Origin of the sequence: Trebonia kvetii (assembly GCF_007827045.1) — a bacterium.
In the GTDB taxonomy this organism is placed as follows: Bacteria; Actinomycetota; Actinomycetes; order Streptosporangiales; family Streptosporangiaceae; genus Trebonia; species Trebonia kvetii.
Genome location: NZ_RPFW01000004.1, coordinates 403,666 through 418,545, shown reverse-complemented (window position 1 = coordinate 418,545; position 14,880 = coordinate 403,666). Strand labels below are relative to the sequence as shown.

Sequence of the window (14,880 nt, the reverse complement as noted above, 5' to 3'; positions counted from 1 at the left end):
GGGGCCCGTGCCTGGGCCAGGGGCAGACTCGGCGCCCTTCGCAGCCGACGGGGGGCCGGTCGGAGTCCTGGTCCTGCACGGATTCACCGGATCGCCGCGAACCGTGCGGCCGTGGGCGGAACATCTGGCCGCGGCGGGGCTCACCGTCCGGGCGCCACTGCTCGCCGGACACGGCGCAGGCTGGCGCGAGTTGTCCGCCACCGGTTGGACCGACTGGCTCGCCTCCGCCGAGCAGGCCTTCGCGGAGATCTCCGCGAAGTGCGAGCAGGTGTTCGTGGCGGGGATCTCGATGGGCGGCTGCCTGGCCTTCCGGCTCGCGGAAATCCATGGCGAGCGGGTGAGCGGCCTGGCGGTGGTCAACCCGTCGCTGGCGGGCGACAACCCGCTGATTCCGTTCACGCCGGTGCTCAAGTACGTGATCAGGGCGATACCGTCCATCGGCGGCGACATCAAGAAGCCCGGAGCGCAGGAGGGCGCGCTGAAGAAGACGCCCGTCGCGTCGGTGGCAACGTTGCCCAAGATGTGGAAGACGACGGCGGCCGAGCTTGCCTCGGTCACCCAGCCGGTGCTTGTGTACCGGTCCACGATCGACCATGTGGTGGGACCGGCCAGCATGAAGGTTCTGACCAGCGCACTTCCCGGCGCGCAGGTTCGACTGCTCGCGGACAGCTACCATGTGGCGACGCTTGACAATGACGCGCCGGAGATCTTCGATGGCACTCTGGCTTTCGTTCAGAAGCACAGCATCGAGCGGCAAAACGGGTAAGACTACAGGTGGAAGGTGCCGACGGGACCGGGAGGCCCCGCCGCCTAGGTTAGGGGTACAGGGGCGGTCCCCGTGAGTCAGAGGGAAGCGGCAACGTGACAGGGGAACCCCGTGGCTGACGGGGACGTACCGAGCGGAACCGGCGCGGGCAGCGGGGCTGGCGGCGACGGCGACGAGGCGGTCTGGCTGGACCTGGTCGCCCGCTTCGACGCGCCTGCGCCTGCCGACGCCGATCCGCCCTGGCCGGACAGGGAGGACCTGGCTGGCCCGGTCCACGTCAGGCCCGCGGTGCCGCCGGGCGTGCCGCCCACGGCGCCCGAGACGGCGCCACGGGAGCCGCCGACCAATCCCACCGGACTGCCCGGCCTGCCGCTGCACGGCGGGCCGCCCACGATGCCCGATCAGCCCAGGCCCGATCAGGGCCTGCCCGGTCAGGCAGTGCCTGGTCAGGCAGTGCCTGGTCAGGCAGTGCCTGGTCAGTCCGTCACGGGCCGGGCGTGGCCGGGTCTCGGCGGCAGCGGGCCACGGGACGTCGCGCCCATGGACGACCCGGCGAGCGAGCACTACGTCCCGCCAGTCCCGCCGCCGCTGCCCCGGCTCGACCCGGCGACCAAGCTGGCGTGGCTCGCGCTATTCGGCGGGCCGCTCTATCTGCTCGTCGCCACCGCCACCAGCAGTCCCATCTCCGGCCTCGCCGCGTTCCTCGCGGTCGCCGCCTTCGTGGGCGGGTTCGTCGTCCTGGTGCTGCGGATGGACAACGGTCGGCCACCCGATTCCGGATCCGACGATGACGGTGCCGTGGTCTGAGTGCGACTGGCCTGAGCCGTCATGCCCGTCCGCGGCGCCATCGGGCGCCGCATGACCCTGCGGGTCGGCGGCGCGCTGGTCCGCCGGCGGCCGCTCCGCCGTCGGCCGCTGGCCGGCGGGGGGACGCGTCGCTGACTTCATCGCCGCGTCGAACAGGCTGAAGGCGTCCCTGGTCAGCCCGGCCAGGGTGTCACTCACCCCGGCGAGCTGGCCGCCAATGGTGGCGCTCGACGGCGCCCCCGTCCCGCCCGACTCCCGGTACCTGCGGGCCGCCCGGCAGACCGGGCACCACTGGCACTCGGGCGGTTCGGTTAGGTCCTCGGTGGTCGCGGTCTCCCAGACGTCGGCGTTCTTGGTGCCGCCGCCCATCGTCGACCGCACCCGGCCGGCGACGTCCCTGCCGAGGCTCCTGGCTCCCGCCTTCATCAGCCACCGCTGAAAATCGCCGATCGGGTCGCTTCCCTGCTCAGTGCTCATACAGGCAGGGTAACTCGCCGGAGCGGGTGCATCGCGTCATAGCTCAACGACATACGGGACCCGCGTGGCGCGGAAGTGCCCCACGTTGACGCACTCGGTCCTGCCGATCCTGACCCGGCGGGCCAGCGGATTGTGCACATGGCCGAAGAACGCGTACCTGGGCTGCGTCTCGCGGATCATCTCGAGCAGCGCGGTCGAGCCAGTCTCCAGGCGGCGCGCCTGCACGTCGTAGAGGAGTTCAGGCACGGCGGGCGGTATGTGCGTGCACAGCACGTCAACGGCGCCGACCAGGCTCAGCTTGGCGGCGTAATCGGATTCCGGCACCTCGTTCGGAGTTCTGTAGGGAGAGATCAGCCCGGCGCCGACGAATCCGAACGTGACTCCCCCGACCACCGCCCTGCCTCCGTCGATGATCGTGTGGCCCGGCTTGCGATAGGCGTCCCACAGGCTCGGGATGTCGACGTTGCCGTAGGTGAGGTAGGCGGGCTCGGCGAGGGCGCCGAACAGGTCCGCGTACTGCTTCCTGATCGCATGCTCGCTGAGGGTGCGCATGTCGGCGCCGTGCTCCTGTATCAGCCGGGCGGCGATGCCCGCGGTGAGCTGCCGCGCCTCGTCGAACCGCCGCGCGGTGCGCAGGTCGATGTACTCCTTTGCGTGCTCCGCCCCGTAAAGCTCGGCGAAGATTCCCTGCGTGTGGTCTGCGTAATCGAGGAAAAGGAGCAGGTCACCCAGGCAGATCAGCATGTCCGCGCCGTCACCCGCCACCGCGAGCGCGTCGGCGGTGCCGTGCACGTCGCTGACTACATGGACCCTCATGCGATAAACATAGACTCGGGTGAGTTCGCTGAGAACGGAGAAGTCCTTGCGCGAGTACAGCATTCCGGCCCTTGCGGAGATCCCGCCGTCGGCCACCGCGGCGGATGTGGTCAGCCGCCGGGCGGCGGAGCAGCCGGGCGCGGTCATGCTGCGCCGCAAGACGGCGGGCGGTACCTGGGAGGATGTCACCGCGCGCCAGTTCAGGGACGAGGTGCACGCGCTCGCCAGGGGCTTTGTCGCCGCGGGGGTCGCGGCGGGCGACCGGATCGCCCTGATGTCGAACACGCGGTACGAGTGGACGCTGATCGACTACGCCCTGTGGACCGCCGGCGCGATCGTGGTGCCGATCTACGAGACCTCGTCGGCCGAGCAGGCCGAGTGGATCCTGGCCAACTCCGAGGCGCGCGCGGTCATCGCGGAGAACGACCGCTTCGCCGCGATGATCTCGGCGGCGCGCGACCGGCTGCCCGCACTCGAGCACCTGTGGCTGCTCGAGACCGACCTGCCGACGCTGACCGCGGGCGGCGAAGGCGTATCCGCGGAGGATCTCACCGCCCGTACGCGGTCCAGGTCGGCCGCGGACATCGCCACCGTGATCTACACCTCGGGCACCACCGGGCGGCCCAAGGGCTGCGAGTTGACGCACGAGAACCTGCTGTGCGCGGTGAGGAACGCGTTCATGGGCCCGCTCGCCACCATCCACGCGGCGGGCACCGCCTCCACGCTGCTGTTCCTGCCGCTCGCGCATGTCTTCGCCCGGGTCATCGAGGTCGGCACCCTCGAGGCGGGCATCGTACTGGGGCACACCCCCGACATGGCCGACCTGCTGCCCGACCTGGCGTCCTTCCAGCCCACGTTCGTGCTCGCCGTGCCGCGCGTGTTCGAGAAGGTGTACAACGGCGCCGAGGCGCGCGCCATCGGCGAAGGCAAGGGGAAGATCTTCGCACGGGCCGCGCAGGTGGCGGTCTCCTACAGCGAGTCGCTCGACTCCTCGCGCAGCGCCGGCCTTGGCCTGCGTGCGCAGCACGCCCTGTTCGACCGGCTCGTCTACGGCAAGCTCCGCGCCGCGCTCGGCGGCAAGGCCGAGTGCGCGATTTCCGGCGGCGCGGCGCTCGCGCCGCGGCTCGGGCACTTCTTCCGCGGCATCGGTGTCTCCATCCTGGAGGGCTACGGGCTGACCGAGACCACCGCGCCGGTGTCGGTGAACCGGCCCGAACGGCTGAAGATCGGCACCGTCGGCCAGCCGCTGCCCGGCGTCGCGGTGCGCATCGGCGACGACGGCGAGGTCCTTGTCCGCGGCAAGTCCGTCTTCCCCGCCTACTGGCGCGACGAGACGGCGACCAAGGACGCGTTCACCGCCGACGGCTGGTACGCCACCGGGGACATCGGCGAGCTGGACGACGAGGGCTACCTGACGATCACCGGCAGGAAGAAGGAGATGATCGTCACCGCGGGCGGCAAGAACGTCGCGCCCGCGGTGCTCGAGGACCGGATGCGGATGCACGCGCTGATCTCGCAGTGCATGGTGGTCGGCGACGGCCGCCCGTTCGTGGGCGTGCTCGTGACGATCGATCCGGAGGCATTCGGCCCGTGGAAGGAGCGGCTCGGCAAGCCGGCGTCCGCCACCGTCGCGGACCTGCGGGACGACCCGGACCTGAACGCCGAGGTCCAGGCGGCGGTCGACGACGCGAACATGGCGGTGTCCCGGGCGGAGTCGATCAGGAAGTTCCGCATCCTCGACGGCGACTTCACCCAGGAGCAGGGCCACCTGTCCGCCAAGCTCGGCATCAAGCGCTCGGTGCTCGCCAAGGAGTTCGCCGCCGACATCGAGGCGCTGTACTCCTGACTTCTAGCTAGTCCTCATCAATCAGGGCGCGCAGGCGGGCGGCGATGAGATCCCAGTTCCAGTCGCGGTCCACCCAGGCGCGGCCCTTGTCACCCATCGCCTTCGCGCCGGCCGGGTCGGTCAGCAGGGCGATCAGCCGGGCGGAAAGCGCGTCCACGTCACGGCCGCCGACCACGTAGCCGGTCTCACCGTCGCGGATCGCGTCGGGTGCGCCGCCGGAGTCGCCGCCGACGACGGGCAGGCCCGTCGCGGACGCCTCCAGGTAGACGATGCCGAGGCCCTCCACGTCCAGGCCGCCGCGCCTGGTGCGGCAGGGCATCGCGAAGACGTCGCCCGCGGCGTAGTGCGCGGGCAGTTCGTGCTGCGGGACCGGGCCGGTGAACCGGACGGCGCCCGCCACCCCCGACTGCTCCGCGAGCCGGTGCAGCGCCGGGGCGTACGGGCCGCCGCTGACGATCAGCAGGGCCGCCTCCGGCACCGCGGCGAGCACCGCGGGCCAGGCGCGCAGCAGCGTGTCCTGGCCCTTGCGCGGGACCAGGCGGGAGACGCAGACCACCACCGGGCGGTCGCCGAGGCCGTAGCGTTCCCTGATCGCCGCCCGGGCCTGCGGGTCGGGGCAGAAGGTGGCGGCGTCCACGCCTGGGTGCAGGCGGGTCATCCGTGCGGCCGCCTCGGGGGTGAGCGCCGACGCTAGCCTGACCCGGAAGTAATCGCCCAGGTAGGTCAGCACGTCGGTCTCCTGGCCGATCCGCCGCAGCAGGCTGCGCGCGACGGGAAGCGCCGCCCAGCCGGCCTCGTGGCCGTGCGTGATGGCGATCGCCCGGCGGACACCCGCCTTCCGCAGCACCGGCGTGATCAGCCCGAGCGGTGCCGACGCGCCGAAGATGACCACCTCGGCCTGCCGCGAGCTCGCCAGCTCGGCGGCCCGGCGGCGGACGCTCGGCCCGCCGATCATCAGCGAGGTGGGGTGCCTGACCACCTCGAATGGCTGGGCGGCGTCGAAGGCGGCGTCGCCCTCCCACTTCGGGGCGTAGACGGTGAGCGGTTCCGGGTCCAGGCGGCGGGCAAGCTCATGGACGAAGGACTGGATGCCCCCCTGCCTGGGCGGGAAGTCATTGGTGACGATCAGGGTACGGCGCATGACGTCCCTCAGTGTACGAGGGTCGTTACCCGTGACACGCCTACGGGCGGGCTGCGCCGTCGACGGTGCTTGAGTACCAGGCGGTGTTCATGGACAGCTCGCGGACCGGCTGGCCTTCCGTGGGCGCGTCGATGATCATGCCGCCGCCTACGTACATCGCGACGTGGCCGATGCCGTTGTAGTACACCAGGTCGCCCGGCTGCAGAGCGCTTAGGGAGACGTGCGGGAGCGCGGCATACTGCGAGTAGGTGTCACGTGGTATTGAGATGCCCGCCGCCGCCCACGCCGACATCACCAGGCCTGAGCAGTCGAAGCCGACGCTGCAGGGCCCCGTCGCGCCGTAGCTGTAGGGGCAGCCGAGCTGGGCGAAGACGAACGCCACCGCCTTCTCCGCCTGGGTGGCGGTCGGCCCGTTGTAGTGGGCGTGGGTGTTACCGCCGCCGCTGGTGACCGTGCCCTGCTGCACCTGCGTCACCTGCTGCGCGGTGAGCGTGCTGAGGATGCTCTTCTGGTCCGATAGCAGCTTGGCGATGTGGTTCTTGGTGTGGCTCCGTTTCGCGGCGAGCTGTACGATGCCCGCCTCCGTGCGCTGCTGCTCCTGCTGCACCGAGGCCAGCTGGGTGGCGTCGGCGAGGAATGCCTTCGCCTGCAGGTTCCTCGTCCCGGTCAGCTGGAGCAGGAGCGACGCCTGGGTGAGGACCTTCGTCGGGTCGTTGGTGGTGAGCAGCCCGGCCAGCGAGGTCGATCCCGAGTCCTCGTAGGTGGAGGCGGCGATCTGCACGACCAGCTTCCGCGACGCCTCGAACCGCGCCTCGTCGCGGGCCATCTGCTTGTTCACCTGCTTCAGCCGGGTCTTGGCGGCCGTGAGCTGCTGCGCCACCTGGTCGTACTGCTGGTTGGCCTTGTCGAACTGGCCGGTCAGCGCGTTGATCTTGGCCTGCACGTCACTGATGCTCGGCTGCGGCTGCGCGCCTGCCACCTGCGCGACGGCGGTGGCGAGCCCGGCCGCGATGACAACGGCGGCGCCGATGACCGCGACCCGGCGCTTACCGCGAAACGTGATGGCGAGTCGCGTGCCCAGCATGAACCTCAGTCCCCTCACCTTGCTCACAGCCGGAAAACCCTCGCAACGCTATTGAAGTGATAACCGAGGCTTCAACCGGGTTATGGCAATTGTGACCATTGGGTGACCGATTTTCCGCGATCGCCGACCGCGCTGTCACGGTCCGCTGATCAGGGGCGGGCTCAGGAGGCCCTGGCGAGCCGCGGGGCGTACCGCAGCGGCGGAATCATGCCCGCGTTCGCAAGCACGGTCAGGGCGCGAATCTCGGCCGGGTCGAGATCGGGGTACTCCTGCTCCCCGATGTGGGTCACCGCGCAATTGCCGCAGCCGAGTCCGCGCGCCTGGCACTGATGGCAGTCGATAATCATGGCCGTCGCCTCCAAGCAACGCTGGCATTCGCCGATTACTGTTCGCTGACAATCGTCACGCTAAAGCAGGCCACCGACATTCGAGCACGCGTTCGGGACCGGGGCGGCGCGATAGCGGATTAGGCGGGGTACCGGGCGGGGCACGATGCGGCGAGGCGACACAGCGCCGTTCCGGCGCGCGGGCGTGTCCGGGCAGAAATGTCAGTGCACCGGCCTAACGTGGGAGTTATGACAGATCGCGTGGCCGCAGCCGTCCCTGGCATCCGGTCCGCGCCGCTGAGCGAGCTTGCCTTCACGGTCGTGGACATCGAGACGACCGGGTGGGCGCCGGAGGACGCGGGCATCACGGAGATCGGCGCGGTCCGGGTGCAGGGCGGCACGATGCTCGCCGAGTTCGGCTCGCTGGTCAACCCGGGCATTCCGGTTCCCGAGGCGATCACCACGCTGACCGGGATCAGCGATCAGATGCTCATCTCCGCACCGCCCGTGGACGACGTGCTGCCCCGCCTGCTCGAGTTCGCCGAGGGCAGCGTGCTCACCGCGCACAACGCGCCGTTCGACCTGCGTTTCCTCACCGCCGCGTGCGCCGCCATGGGACGTGACTGGCCGGGCTTCGAGGTGCTCGACACCGTGCGGCTCGCCAGGCACCTGATGGCCACGCCGCAGGAGGTGCCGGACAGGAAGCTGGCGACGCTCGCCCGGTTCTTCGGCACGCCGGTGCGGCCGTCGCACCGGGCGCTTGACGACGCGCGCGCCACCGCGGTCGTGCTCGGCGAGCTGCTGGGCCGGCTAGCCGACCGCGAGGGAATCATGACCCTTGAGCAGCTCGACACCTGGCTCGCGGCTCGCGACGCCGAGGCGATGGCGCAGGCGGAGGCGGCACGTGAGGCACAGGCCGCGGCCGCCGCGCCCGCTGCCGGCGGCGTCTCGCGGACGGCGGAGCGGCTCGCCGCGATCGTCCCCGCCCGGTTCCGCCTGCGGGTACTGCGGGCCCTTGGCGTGGCCGCCGCGGCGCTTCCCGCCCGGAGCAAGACGCCGGCGTGACTCAGCCCCCGTCCTGACGCCGGCCGGCCGTGCGGGGATAGGGTGGCCGGAAAGTACCGGCCGCAGCGTTCCTGGAGGCAGTCAGTGGTCACCGCCATCGTGTTGATCAAGGCCGAGATCCACCGCATCCCCGAGGTCGCCGAGACCATCGCGCAGATGCCGGCGGTCAGCGAGGTGTACTCGATCACCGGGGACTACGACCTGGTGGCGATCGTCCGGGTCCGCGCCCACGACGAGCTCGCCGACGTCATACCCGGCGGGCTGAACAAGGTAGAAGGCGTGAGCGTGACGCAAACGCACATCGCGTTCCGTACCTACTCGCGGCACGACCTCGAGTCCGCGTTCTCGATCGGCCTCGCGGACGTGTAGCACGCACCGCGATAACGCGCAGAGCGCCCCGGTGCCGCACGGCACCTGGGCGCTCTTGTCGTAGCAGGCGGAGCCTAGTGCTCCTCGGAGGAGCCGACGGCGGCGTGCTCGTCGCCCTCCACGGCGGGCCCGTGTCCGTTGCCGTGCCCATTGCCGTGACCCTCGGGGAGCTCGATGGTCTCGGTGAAGGCCCGGTTGGCGAGCGCGCGGGCCCGGCCGAGCGGGCCGCGGGCCGCGGGGGCCGGCACGCCGTTGGCGTCCGCATCCTGCGGCGCGGGCAGCGCCTGGATTTCCTTCTTGGAGTCGACGACCGCGCGTTCCTCGTCGGTGAGCGGCCGGGATTCCTCGATGAACTCACCGGACGGCAGCTGGCGGATGATGCCGATCTCCACGCCGTGGGTGAGCATCTCGGCGTCCTTGCGCTGCAGGCCGAGGCATATCCGTTTTGTCACGAAATAGCCGCCAATGGGGAGCACAAAGACCGCGACTCGCGAGATCCAGGTAACCGTGTACAGCGGGATGTCGAACGCGTTGGCGAGGACGTCGTTGGCGCCCTCGGCCAGCAGGACGCCGTAGAAGGCGATCGCCGCCACGCCGATCCCGGTGCGCACCGGGGCGTTGCGCGGCCGGTCGTTGATGTTGTGGAAGCGTTTATCCCCGGTCGCCCATTGCTCGAAGAACGGCCACAGCGCGGCCCCGGTGAAGATGATGCCGAGCGGCAAAAGGGCAGGGATGGCCACGGAAAGCGACACGGTATGCCCGAGGAAGTTGATCTCCCAGGCGGGCATCATGCGCAGCGAGCCCTCCAGAATGCCCATGTAGAAGTCGGGCTGTGACGCCGATGAGATCGCCAGCGGGGTGTACGGTCCGTACAGCCACACCGGGTTGATCTGCGCGAAGGTCGAGAGCGCCACCAGCGTGCCGAAGATGAAGAAGAACCAGGCCTGGCCCTTGAGCAGGAAGTACGGGAAGAACGGCTGCCCGACCACGTTCCGCTCGGTGTTCCCCTTCGCAGGCATCTGCGTGTGCTTCTGGTGGAACATGATGAACAGGTGCGCGGTGATCAGCGACAGGATCAGGCCGGGGACCAGGAACACGTGCAGGATGTACATGCGCGGAATGACCGCGGTGCCGGGGAACTCCCCGCCGAAGAAGAAGTACGCGAGGTAGGTGCCGACGATCGGCACGCCCTGCATGACGCCCTCGGTGATCCGCAGGCCGGCGCCGGACAGCTGGTCGTCGGGGAGCGAGTAGCCGAACAGGCCCTCGATCATGCCCATCGTGAACAGCACGATGCCGATCAGCCAGTTGACCTCGCGCGGCTTGCGGTACGCGCCGGTGAAGAAGACCCGGAGCATGTGCGCCATGATCGCGACCATGAACATGATCGCGGCCCAGTGGTGGATCTGCCTGATCAGCAGGCCGCCGCGGACGTCGAAGGAGATGTTCAGCGTCGTGGCGTACGCCTGCGACATCGTGATGCCGTCGAGCTTGGCGTAGGAGCCGTGGTAGACCACCTCGGCCGCCGACGGGTTGAAGAACAGCGCGAGGTACGTGCCGGTGAGCAGCAGGATCACGAAGGACCAGAGCGCGATCTCGCCCAGCATGAACGACCAGTGGTCGGGGAAGACCTTGCGCATGAGGACCCGGACGCCCTTGGCGCCGTGGAACCTGTCGTCCAGCCACCCGCCGACGCCGGAAACGGCGGGCGGGATCTTCACTGCGTCGTCGCTCATACGGCCACCTCGCTAGCGCTCGGAGTCCGCATTCGCGGACGCGCTGTACTTACCGAATCGCTCGCAAGCTCGCTCATCCGCGCTCCCAGAAGCTCGGGCCCACCGGCTGCGTGAAGTCGCTGGCCGCCGCCAGGTACCCGTCGGCGTCCACCATCAGCGGCAGCTGCGGCAGCGCGCGCGGCGCCGGGCCGAAGATGACGTTCGCGCCGTTGGCCGCGTCGAAGGTCGACTGGTGGCACGGGCACAGGATGTGGTGGGTGGTCTGCTCGTACAGCGCCACCGGGCAGCCGACGTGCGTGCAGATCTTGGAGTAGGCGACGATGTTGTCGACCGTCCAGTTCATCGTCGACACCAGCGTCCCGCCGTTGTAGTTCGTCGGGATGTGCAGCTCGCCAGGCGCGAACTTGATCAGGATCACGCCGGCCTTCGCCAGGGCGTTCGCGTCGTCCTGGTAGCCCTCGGGGATGACGGTGATCATGGAGCCCGGTGTCGCCAGGTCCGCGGAGCGCAGCGGGCGCAGCCCGCCGAGCGTCACCGCCTTCAGCCCCTTGCGCCAGACCGTGTGGCGCAGGTCGGTCTGCGGCAGCGGGCCGAGGTCGCGCAGCAGCACCAGCGGCGCGAGCGCCAGCGGCGCGGTCGCGAGCAGCAGCGTGCGACGCATCAATGGCCGCTTGGTGACCTGGGAGATCGCCGCGCCCTCCGCGAAGTCCCGCGAGAACGCCTGGCGGTCCTGCGGCTCGGACGGCAGGTCGTGCCGCTCCTCCTCGATCTCGATGTTCGGGGTCAGGTGCCGCACCCAGATGATCGAGCCGGCGCCCAGGGCGAGCAGCGCGACCGAGAGCGTCGTGCCAAGCGCGTAGTTGGACCGCATCGCCGCGACGACCGGGTTGGCGCCCTTCGGGATCGTGCTGACCCCGACCTCGATCGCGACGAAGGCCCAGATGAACGCGACGCCCGCGAGGAAGGCGAGGATGAACAGCGCCGCCACCAGGCGCTCGGCGTTATCAGCGTGCCTGGGGGCCGGCGGCTCCGCGCTGAACGCCGGCTCGGTCGGCTCGACGTGGACGTCGACCGCCTTCGGGGCGGGGAAGGGAGTTCCGATGACCCGGTGCGGGCCCGCCGGCTCTTCCGGCGTCTCACTCATGAGTCTGCTCCGATTCGGCCTTGAGGTGGTCCCGCCGCTTGGCGGTAAGCCACATGGCGATGAGCACGAGGAAGCCGAGCCCGCCGAGCCAGCCAAGCAGGCCCTCGGTGGTCGTGCCGGTCCGGCCGAGCGAGAAGCCGCCGGGGTTGGCCTCGTTCCGCGTCGCATCGATGTAGGCGATGATGTCCTTCTTCTCGGCGGGCTTGATCGTCCCGTCGCCGAAGACCGGCATGGCCTCGGGCCCGGTCAGCATCGCCTCGTAGATCTGGGTCGGCGTCGACGCGTTCAGCGACGGCGCGTTCTTGCCGTACGTCAGCGCGCCGCCCGCCCCGGCGAAGCCGTGGCACTGGGCGCAGTTCGTGCTGAACAGCTGCGAGCCGAGCGCCGTGTCGGCACCGCTCGTCGAAACCTGTTCCGCCGACGGGATCGCCGGACCGCCGCCGAGCGAGGCGATGTACGCGGCGATGTCGTGGATCTGCGCCGTGTTGAACTCCACCTGCGGCTTGCGTTCGTTCTCCGCCGTCAGGGCCTTGGCGGGCATGCGGCCCGTCGACATCTGGAAGTCCACCGCGGCCGCGCCCGCGCCGATGAGGCTCGGCGCCTGCGACGTGCCCTGGGCATCGAGCCCGTGGCACGAGGAGCAGCTTGTGATGAACAGCGCATGACCCTGCGAGACCTGGGTCGTGTCCTGGGCGGGTGCCGCCGCTGACGCGCCGCCGCCGGACAGCGTGCCGTAGAGCACGCCGAACACAACGAGGCCGCCGGCGACCGCCGCGTAGCCAGCGGCTGGGTGCCTGCGCCGGGCGATGATCGAGCTCACTCGGTTTCCCCTGCTTACTGGATGAGGTAGATGGTGGTGAACAGGCCGATCCAGACGACGTCGACGAAGTGCCAGTAATAGGACACGACGATCGCGCTGACCTGCTGTTCATGCGTGAAGCGCTTGGCGGCGTAGGTGCGCCCGAGCAAGAAGAGGAAGGCGATGAGACCGCCGGTCACGTGCAAGCCGTGGAACCCGGTCGTCAGGTAGAACACCGAACCGTAGTTGCTCGACGAGATCGTCAGGTGGTCCTCCCGGACCAGCTGCGAGTACTCGTATCCCTGCCCGAGAACGAAGTACAGGCCCATGAGGAAGGACAGCACGTACCACTCGCGCAGTCCCCACTTCATGAAGTTGAAAATCGATCCCGCGCGCCCGATCTGGCCACGCTCAACCGCGAACACGCCCATCTGGCAGGTCACACTGGACAACACGAGCACGGTCGTGTTCGTCGAGCCAAGCGGAAGGTTCAGATGAGCCATGGGCCAAGGCTGGCCCTGCCCTTTATCTACCGAACGGATCGTGAAGTACATCGCGAACAGCGCAGCGAAGAACATCAGTTCGCTGGACAACCAGATGATGGTGCCCACGCTAACCAGGTTCGGTCGGCTGGCTGGGGTACGCGGTACCACTGCCGTCTCGGTCACGGATGCTGTCGCCACAACCGTCATTATTACGACACCTCGTAGGGGATGCGCAGCCGACCCCCTGTTTTCCTCTGTTTCCCGGCTGAAAGCTGAAGGTTGCGGGTCCGCATCCGCCTGCTGGCCGACCATCGCCGGCCAGTAGGATGCTCGCCATGAAGGTCGTTGTTTACAGCCATGACGCCGACACGCGGGCCGAGATGCGGCTCGCGATCGGCGAGCGCCCGGCCCCCGACGCCCCCGAGGCGGAGATCATCGAGGTGGCGACCTCGCCGGCGCTGTTCCGGCTGCTTGACGCCGGCGGTGTCGACGTCATGGTGCTCGACGGCGAGGCCCAGCCGGCCGGCGGCATGGGCGTCAGCCGCCAGGCGAAGGACGAGATCTACCACTGCCCGCCGGTGCTGCTGATCATCGGCCGCGCCGACGACCAGTGGCTCGCCACCTGGTCGCGGGCGGACGCGGTGATCGCGCACCCGATTGACCCGGTGGCCCTCGCCCGCGAGCTCGCCGCCCTGATGCGCGCCCGCCCGGCAGCACGCGCCATCACAGCTCAGTAACGAATTCCGAACGGGTGCGCAGCCGGGCTCGCACCGGCCTCGTCCCTCCCCTCCCAGACCCCGCTGATAGGTGCTGACCGATGGACACACCGAGCTGGCCCGCGCTGATCCGCGCGCTGATCGGCAGGCAGGCGCTGACCGCCGAGCAGACCTCATGGGCCATGAACGAGATCATGGAGGGCGCCGCCACCCCGGCGCAGATCGCCGGTTTCGGGGTGGCGCTGCGGGCCAAGGGCGAGACCGCCGCGGAGATGTCCGGCCTGGCCGCGTCGATGCTCAGCTTCGCCACCCCGATCAGCATCCCCGGGCCGGTGACCGACCTGGTCGGCACCGGCGGCGACGGCGCGCACACGGTCAACGTGTCGACGATGGCGACCATCGTGGCCGCCTCGGCCGGGGTGCGGATCGTCAAGCACGGCAACCGGGCCGCCTCCTCCGCGTGCGGCGCGGCGGACGTGCTCGAGGCGCTCGGCGTGGTGATCGACCTGCCGCCGACGGCCACCGAGGAGCTGTTCGCCGAGATCGGGGTCGCATTCCTGTTCGCCTCGCTATACCACCCGTCGTTCCGGCACGCCGGGCCGGTGCGCAGCCAGCTCGGCGTGCCGACCGCGTTCAACTACCTCGGACCGCTGACCAACCCGGCGCGGCCCACCTCGCTCGCGGTCGGCGTGGCCGACCCGCTGATGGGGCCGGTGCTCGCCGGGGTGTACGCGGCGCGCGGCGTCTCGGCGCTTGTCTTCCACGGCGGCGGGCTCGACGAGCTGACCACGACCGGCCCGTCCACTGTGTGGATCGCCGCCGAGGGCACGGTGTCGCAGACCGCGTTCGACCCGGCCGCGCTCGGGCTGCCCAGGTCGACGCTCGCCGACCTGCGCGGCGGCGACCCCGCCCACAACGCGGCCGTCGTCAGGGCCGTGCTGGCCGGCGATGCCGGCCCGGTTCGCGACATCGTGCTGCTCAACGCGGCCGCCGCGATCGCCGCCGCCGACGGGCTCGGCGAACTGACCGCCGCACGGACCGCAGACCCGGACGCCACCGCCGTCGCGACGGGCGAGGCGCTGGTCAAGGTCCTGTCCGAGGGGCTGGCCCGCGCCGCGACCGCCGTCGACTCCGGCGCCTCGGCCACCCTGCTCGCCCGCTGGGTCGAGACAAGCGACCGGCTGTCCGCCTCCCGCCCCCGCGGCTAACGCCCCGCCCCCGGCTCACGGCCCCCGCCCGCGCGGCCAACCTTCTCGCCCCGCGAGCGCTCCGCGCTTCTTGCTGTTATCCGCTTGGCTTCGTG

Annotated in this window: 16 protein-coding genes; 8 read left to right on the top strand and 8 right to left on the bottom strand. The window is 70.2% G+C overall.

The window, feature by feature from the left end:
- The first annotated feature begins 7 nt into the window (after positions 1 to 7).
- From EAS64_RS21885 to EAS64_RS21875, 3 genes are all read left to right on the top strand, one after another.
- Positions 8 to 766 (top strand): alpha/beta hydrolase, encoded by a 759-nt coding sequence (locus EAS64_RS21885; protein ID WP_145855548.1) that lies wholly within the window; start codon positions 8 to 10, stop codon positions 764 to 766.
- Between the two features lie 111 nt (positions 767 to 877).
- Complete coding sequence (locus EAS64_RS21880) at positions 878 to 1,573, top strand: hypothetical protein (RefSeq protein ID WP_145855545.1); 696 nt, start codon at positions 878 to 880, stop codon at positions 1,571 to 1,573.
- A gap of 187 nt (positions 1,574 to 1,760) precedes the next feature.
- On the top strand, positions 1,761 to 2,012 hold the full coding sequence (locus EAS64_RS21875; RefSeq protein ID WP_145855543.1) for a hypothetical protein: 252 nt from the start codon (positions 1,761 to 1,763) through the stop codon (positions 2,010 to 2,012).
- A 74-nt stretch (positions 2,013 to 2,086) separates the two neighbouring features.
- On the opposite strand, the gene EAS64_RS21870 is transcribed toward EAS64_RS21875, so the two are convergent.
- A complete protein-coding gene (locus EAS64_RS21870) occupies positions 2,087 to 2,866 on the bottom strand; it encodes a metallophosphoesterase family protein (protein ID WP_145855541.1) in 780 nt (259 codons plus the stop codon).
- Between the two features lie 19 nt (positions 2,867 to 2,885).
- On the opposite strand from EAS64_RS21870, the gene EAS64_RS21865 reads away from it, so the two are divergent.
- Complete coding sequence (locus tag EAS64_RS21865) at positions 2,886 to 4,712, top strand: AMP-dependent synthetase/ligase (RefSeq protein WP_342782063.1); 1,827 nt, start codon at positions 2,886 to 2,888, stop codon at positions 4,710 to 4,712.
- A gap of 7 nt (positions 4,713 to 4,719) precedes the next feature.
- On the opposite strand, the gene EAS64_RS21860 is transcribed toward EAS64_RS21865, so the two are convergent.
- From EAS64_RS21860 to EAS64_RS46805, 3 genes are all read right to left on the bottom strand, one after another.
- Positions 4,720 to 5,853 (bottom strand): glycosyltransferase family 4 protein, encoded by a 1,134-nt coding sequence (locus EAS64_RS21860; protein ID WP_145855539.1) that lies wholly within the window; start codon positions 5,851 to 5,853, stop codon positions 4,720 to 4,722.
- Positions 5,854 to 5,893: 40 nt separating this feature from the next.
- On the bottom strand, positions 5,894 to 6,937 hold the full coding sequence (locus EAS64_RS21855) for a C40 family peptidase (protein ID WP_145855537.1): 1,044 nt from the start codon (positions 6,935 to 6,937) through the stop codon (positions 5,894 to 5,896).
- 161 nt (positions 6,938 to 7,098) lie between these two features.
- A complete protein-coding gene (locus tag EAS64_RS46805; protein ID WP_281283298.1) occupies positions 7,099 to 7,227 on the bottom strand; it encodes a hypothetical protein in 129 nt (42 codons plus the stop codon).
- 285 nt (positions 7,228 to 7,512) lie between these two features.
- Between EAS64_RS46805 and EAS64_RS21850 the strand changes: the two genes are divergently transcribed.
- A complete protein-coding gene (locus tag EAS64_RS21850) occupies positions 7,513 to 8,328 on the top strand; it encodes an exonuclease domain-containing protein (protein WP_222849499.1) in 816 nt (271 codons plus the stop codon).
- Positions 8,329 to 8,412: 84 nt separating this feature from the next.
- Positions 8,413 to 8,697 (top strand): Lrp/AsnC family transcriptional regulator, encoded by a 285-nt coding sequence (locus EAS64_RS21845; RefSeq protein ID WP_145855533.1) that lies wholly within the window; start codon positions 8,413 to 8,415, stop codon positions 8,695 to 8,697.
- 74 nt (positions 8,698 to 8,771) lie between these two features.
- On the opposite strand, the gene qcrB is transcribed toward EAS64_RS21845, so the two are convergent.
- The 4 genes from qcrB to ctaE form a co-directional block, all read right to left on the bottom strand.
- Positions 8,772 to 10,433: a cytochrome bc1 complex cytochrome b subunit gene (qcrB, locus tag EAS64_RS21840; RefSeq protein ID WP_145855522.1), complete on the bottom strand. Its 1,662-nt coding sequence runs from the start codon at positions 10,431 to 10,433 to the stop codon at positions 8,772 to 8,774.
- 73 nt (positions 10,434 to 10,506) lie between these two features.
- A complete protein-coding gene (qcrA, locus tag EAS64_RS21835; RefSeq protein ID WP_145855519.1) occupies positions 10,507 to 11,577 on the bottom strand; it encodes a cytochrome bc1 complex Rieske iron-sulfur subunit in 1,071 nt (356 codons plus the stop codon).
- On the bottom strand, positions 11,570 to 12,397 hold the full coding sequence (gene qcrC, locus EAS64_RS21830) for a cytochrome bc1 complex diheme cytochrome c subunit (RefSeq protein ID WP_145855517.1): 828 nt from the start codon (positions 12,395 to 12,397) through the stop codon (positions 11,570 to 11,572). The genes qcrA and qcrC overlap by 8 nt, the downstream gene beginning before the upstream one ends.
- A gap of 14 nt (positions 12,398 to 12,411) precedes the next feature.
- Positions 12,412 to 13,068: an aa3-type cytochrome oxidase subunit III gene (gene ctaE / locus EAS64_RS21825; protein WP_145855514.1), complete on the bottom strand. Its 657-nt coding sequence runs from the start codon at positions 13,066 to 13,068 to the stop codon at positions 12,412 to 12,414.
- Positions 13,069 to 13,196: 128 nt separating this feature from the next.
- Between ctaE and EAS64_RS21820 the strand changes: the two genes are divergently transcribed.
- Together EAS64_RS21820 and trpD are read left to right on the top strand one after the other, a co-directional pair.
- On the top strand, positions 13,197 to 13,598 hold the full coding sequence (locus EAS64_RS21820; protein ID WP_187366091.1) for a hypothetical protein: 402 nt from the start codon (positions 13,197 to 13,199) through the stop codon (positions 13,596 to 13,598).
- An 80-nt stretch (positions 13,599 to 13,678) separates the two neighbouring features.
- Positions 13,679 to 14,785 carry an anthranilate phosphoribosyltransferase gene (trpD, locus tag EAS64_RS21815; protein WP_145855511.1) on the top strand — a complete coding sequence of 369 codons (1,107 nt, stop codon included), beginning with the start codon at positions 13,679 to 13,681 and terminating at the stop codon, positions 14,783 to 14,785.
- Positions 14,786 to 14,880: the final 95 nt, after the last annotated feature.

Excerpts from the sequence above, each read along its gene's own strand:
- EAS64_RS21870 (WP_145855541.1), bottom strand. The coding sequence starts at position 2,866 with ATGAGGGTCCATGTAGTCAGCGACGTGCACGGCACCGCCGACGCGCTC.
- EAS64_RS21860 (WP_145855539.1), bottom strand. The coding sequence starts at position 5,853 with ATGCGCCGTACCCTGATCGTCACCAATGACTTCCCGCCCAGGCAGGGG.
- EAS64_RS21855 (WP_145855537.1), bottom strand. The coding sequence starts at position 6,937 with ATGCTGGGCACGCGACTCGCCATCACGTTTCGCGGTAAGCGCCGGGTC.
- EAS64_RS21850 (WP_222849499.1), top strand. The coding sequence starts at position 7,513 with ATGACAGATCGCGTGGCCGCAGCCGTCCCTGGCATCCGGTCCGCGCCG.
- qcrB (WP_145855522.1), bottom strand. The coding sequence starts at position 10,433 with ATGAGCGACGACGCAGTGAAGATCCCGCCCGCCGTTTCCGGCGTCGGC.
- qcrA (WP_145855519.1), bottom strand. The coding sequence starts at position 11,577 with ATGAGTGAGACGCCGGAAGAGCCGGCGGGCCCGCACCGGGTCATCGGA.
- ctaE (WP_145855514.1), bottom strand. The coding sequence starts at position 13,068 with ATGACGGTTGTGGCGACAGCATCCGTGACCGAGACGGCAGTGGTACCG.
- EAS64_RS21820 (WP_187366091.1), top strand. The coding sequence starts at position 13,197 with ATGAAGGTCGTTGTTTACAGCCATGACGCCGACACGCGGGCCGAGATG.
- trpD (WP_145855511.1), top strand. The coding sequence starts at position 13,679 with ATGGACACACCGAGCTGGCCCGCGCTGATCCGCGCGCTGATCGGCAGG.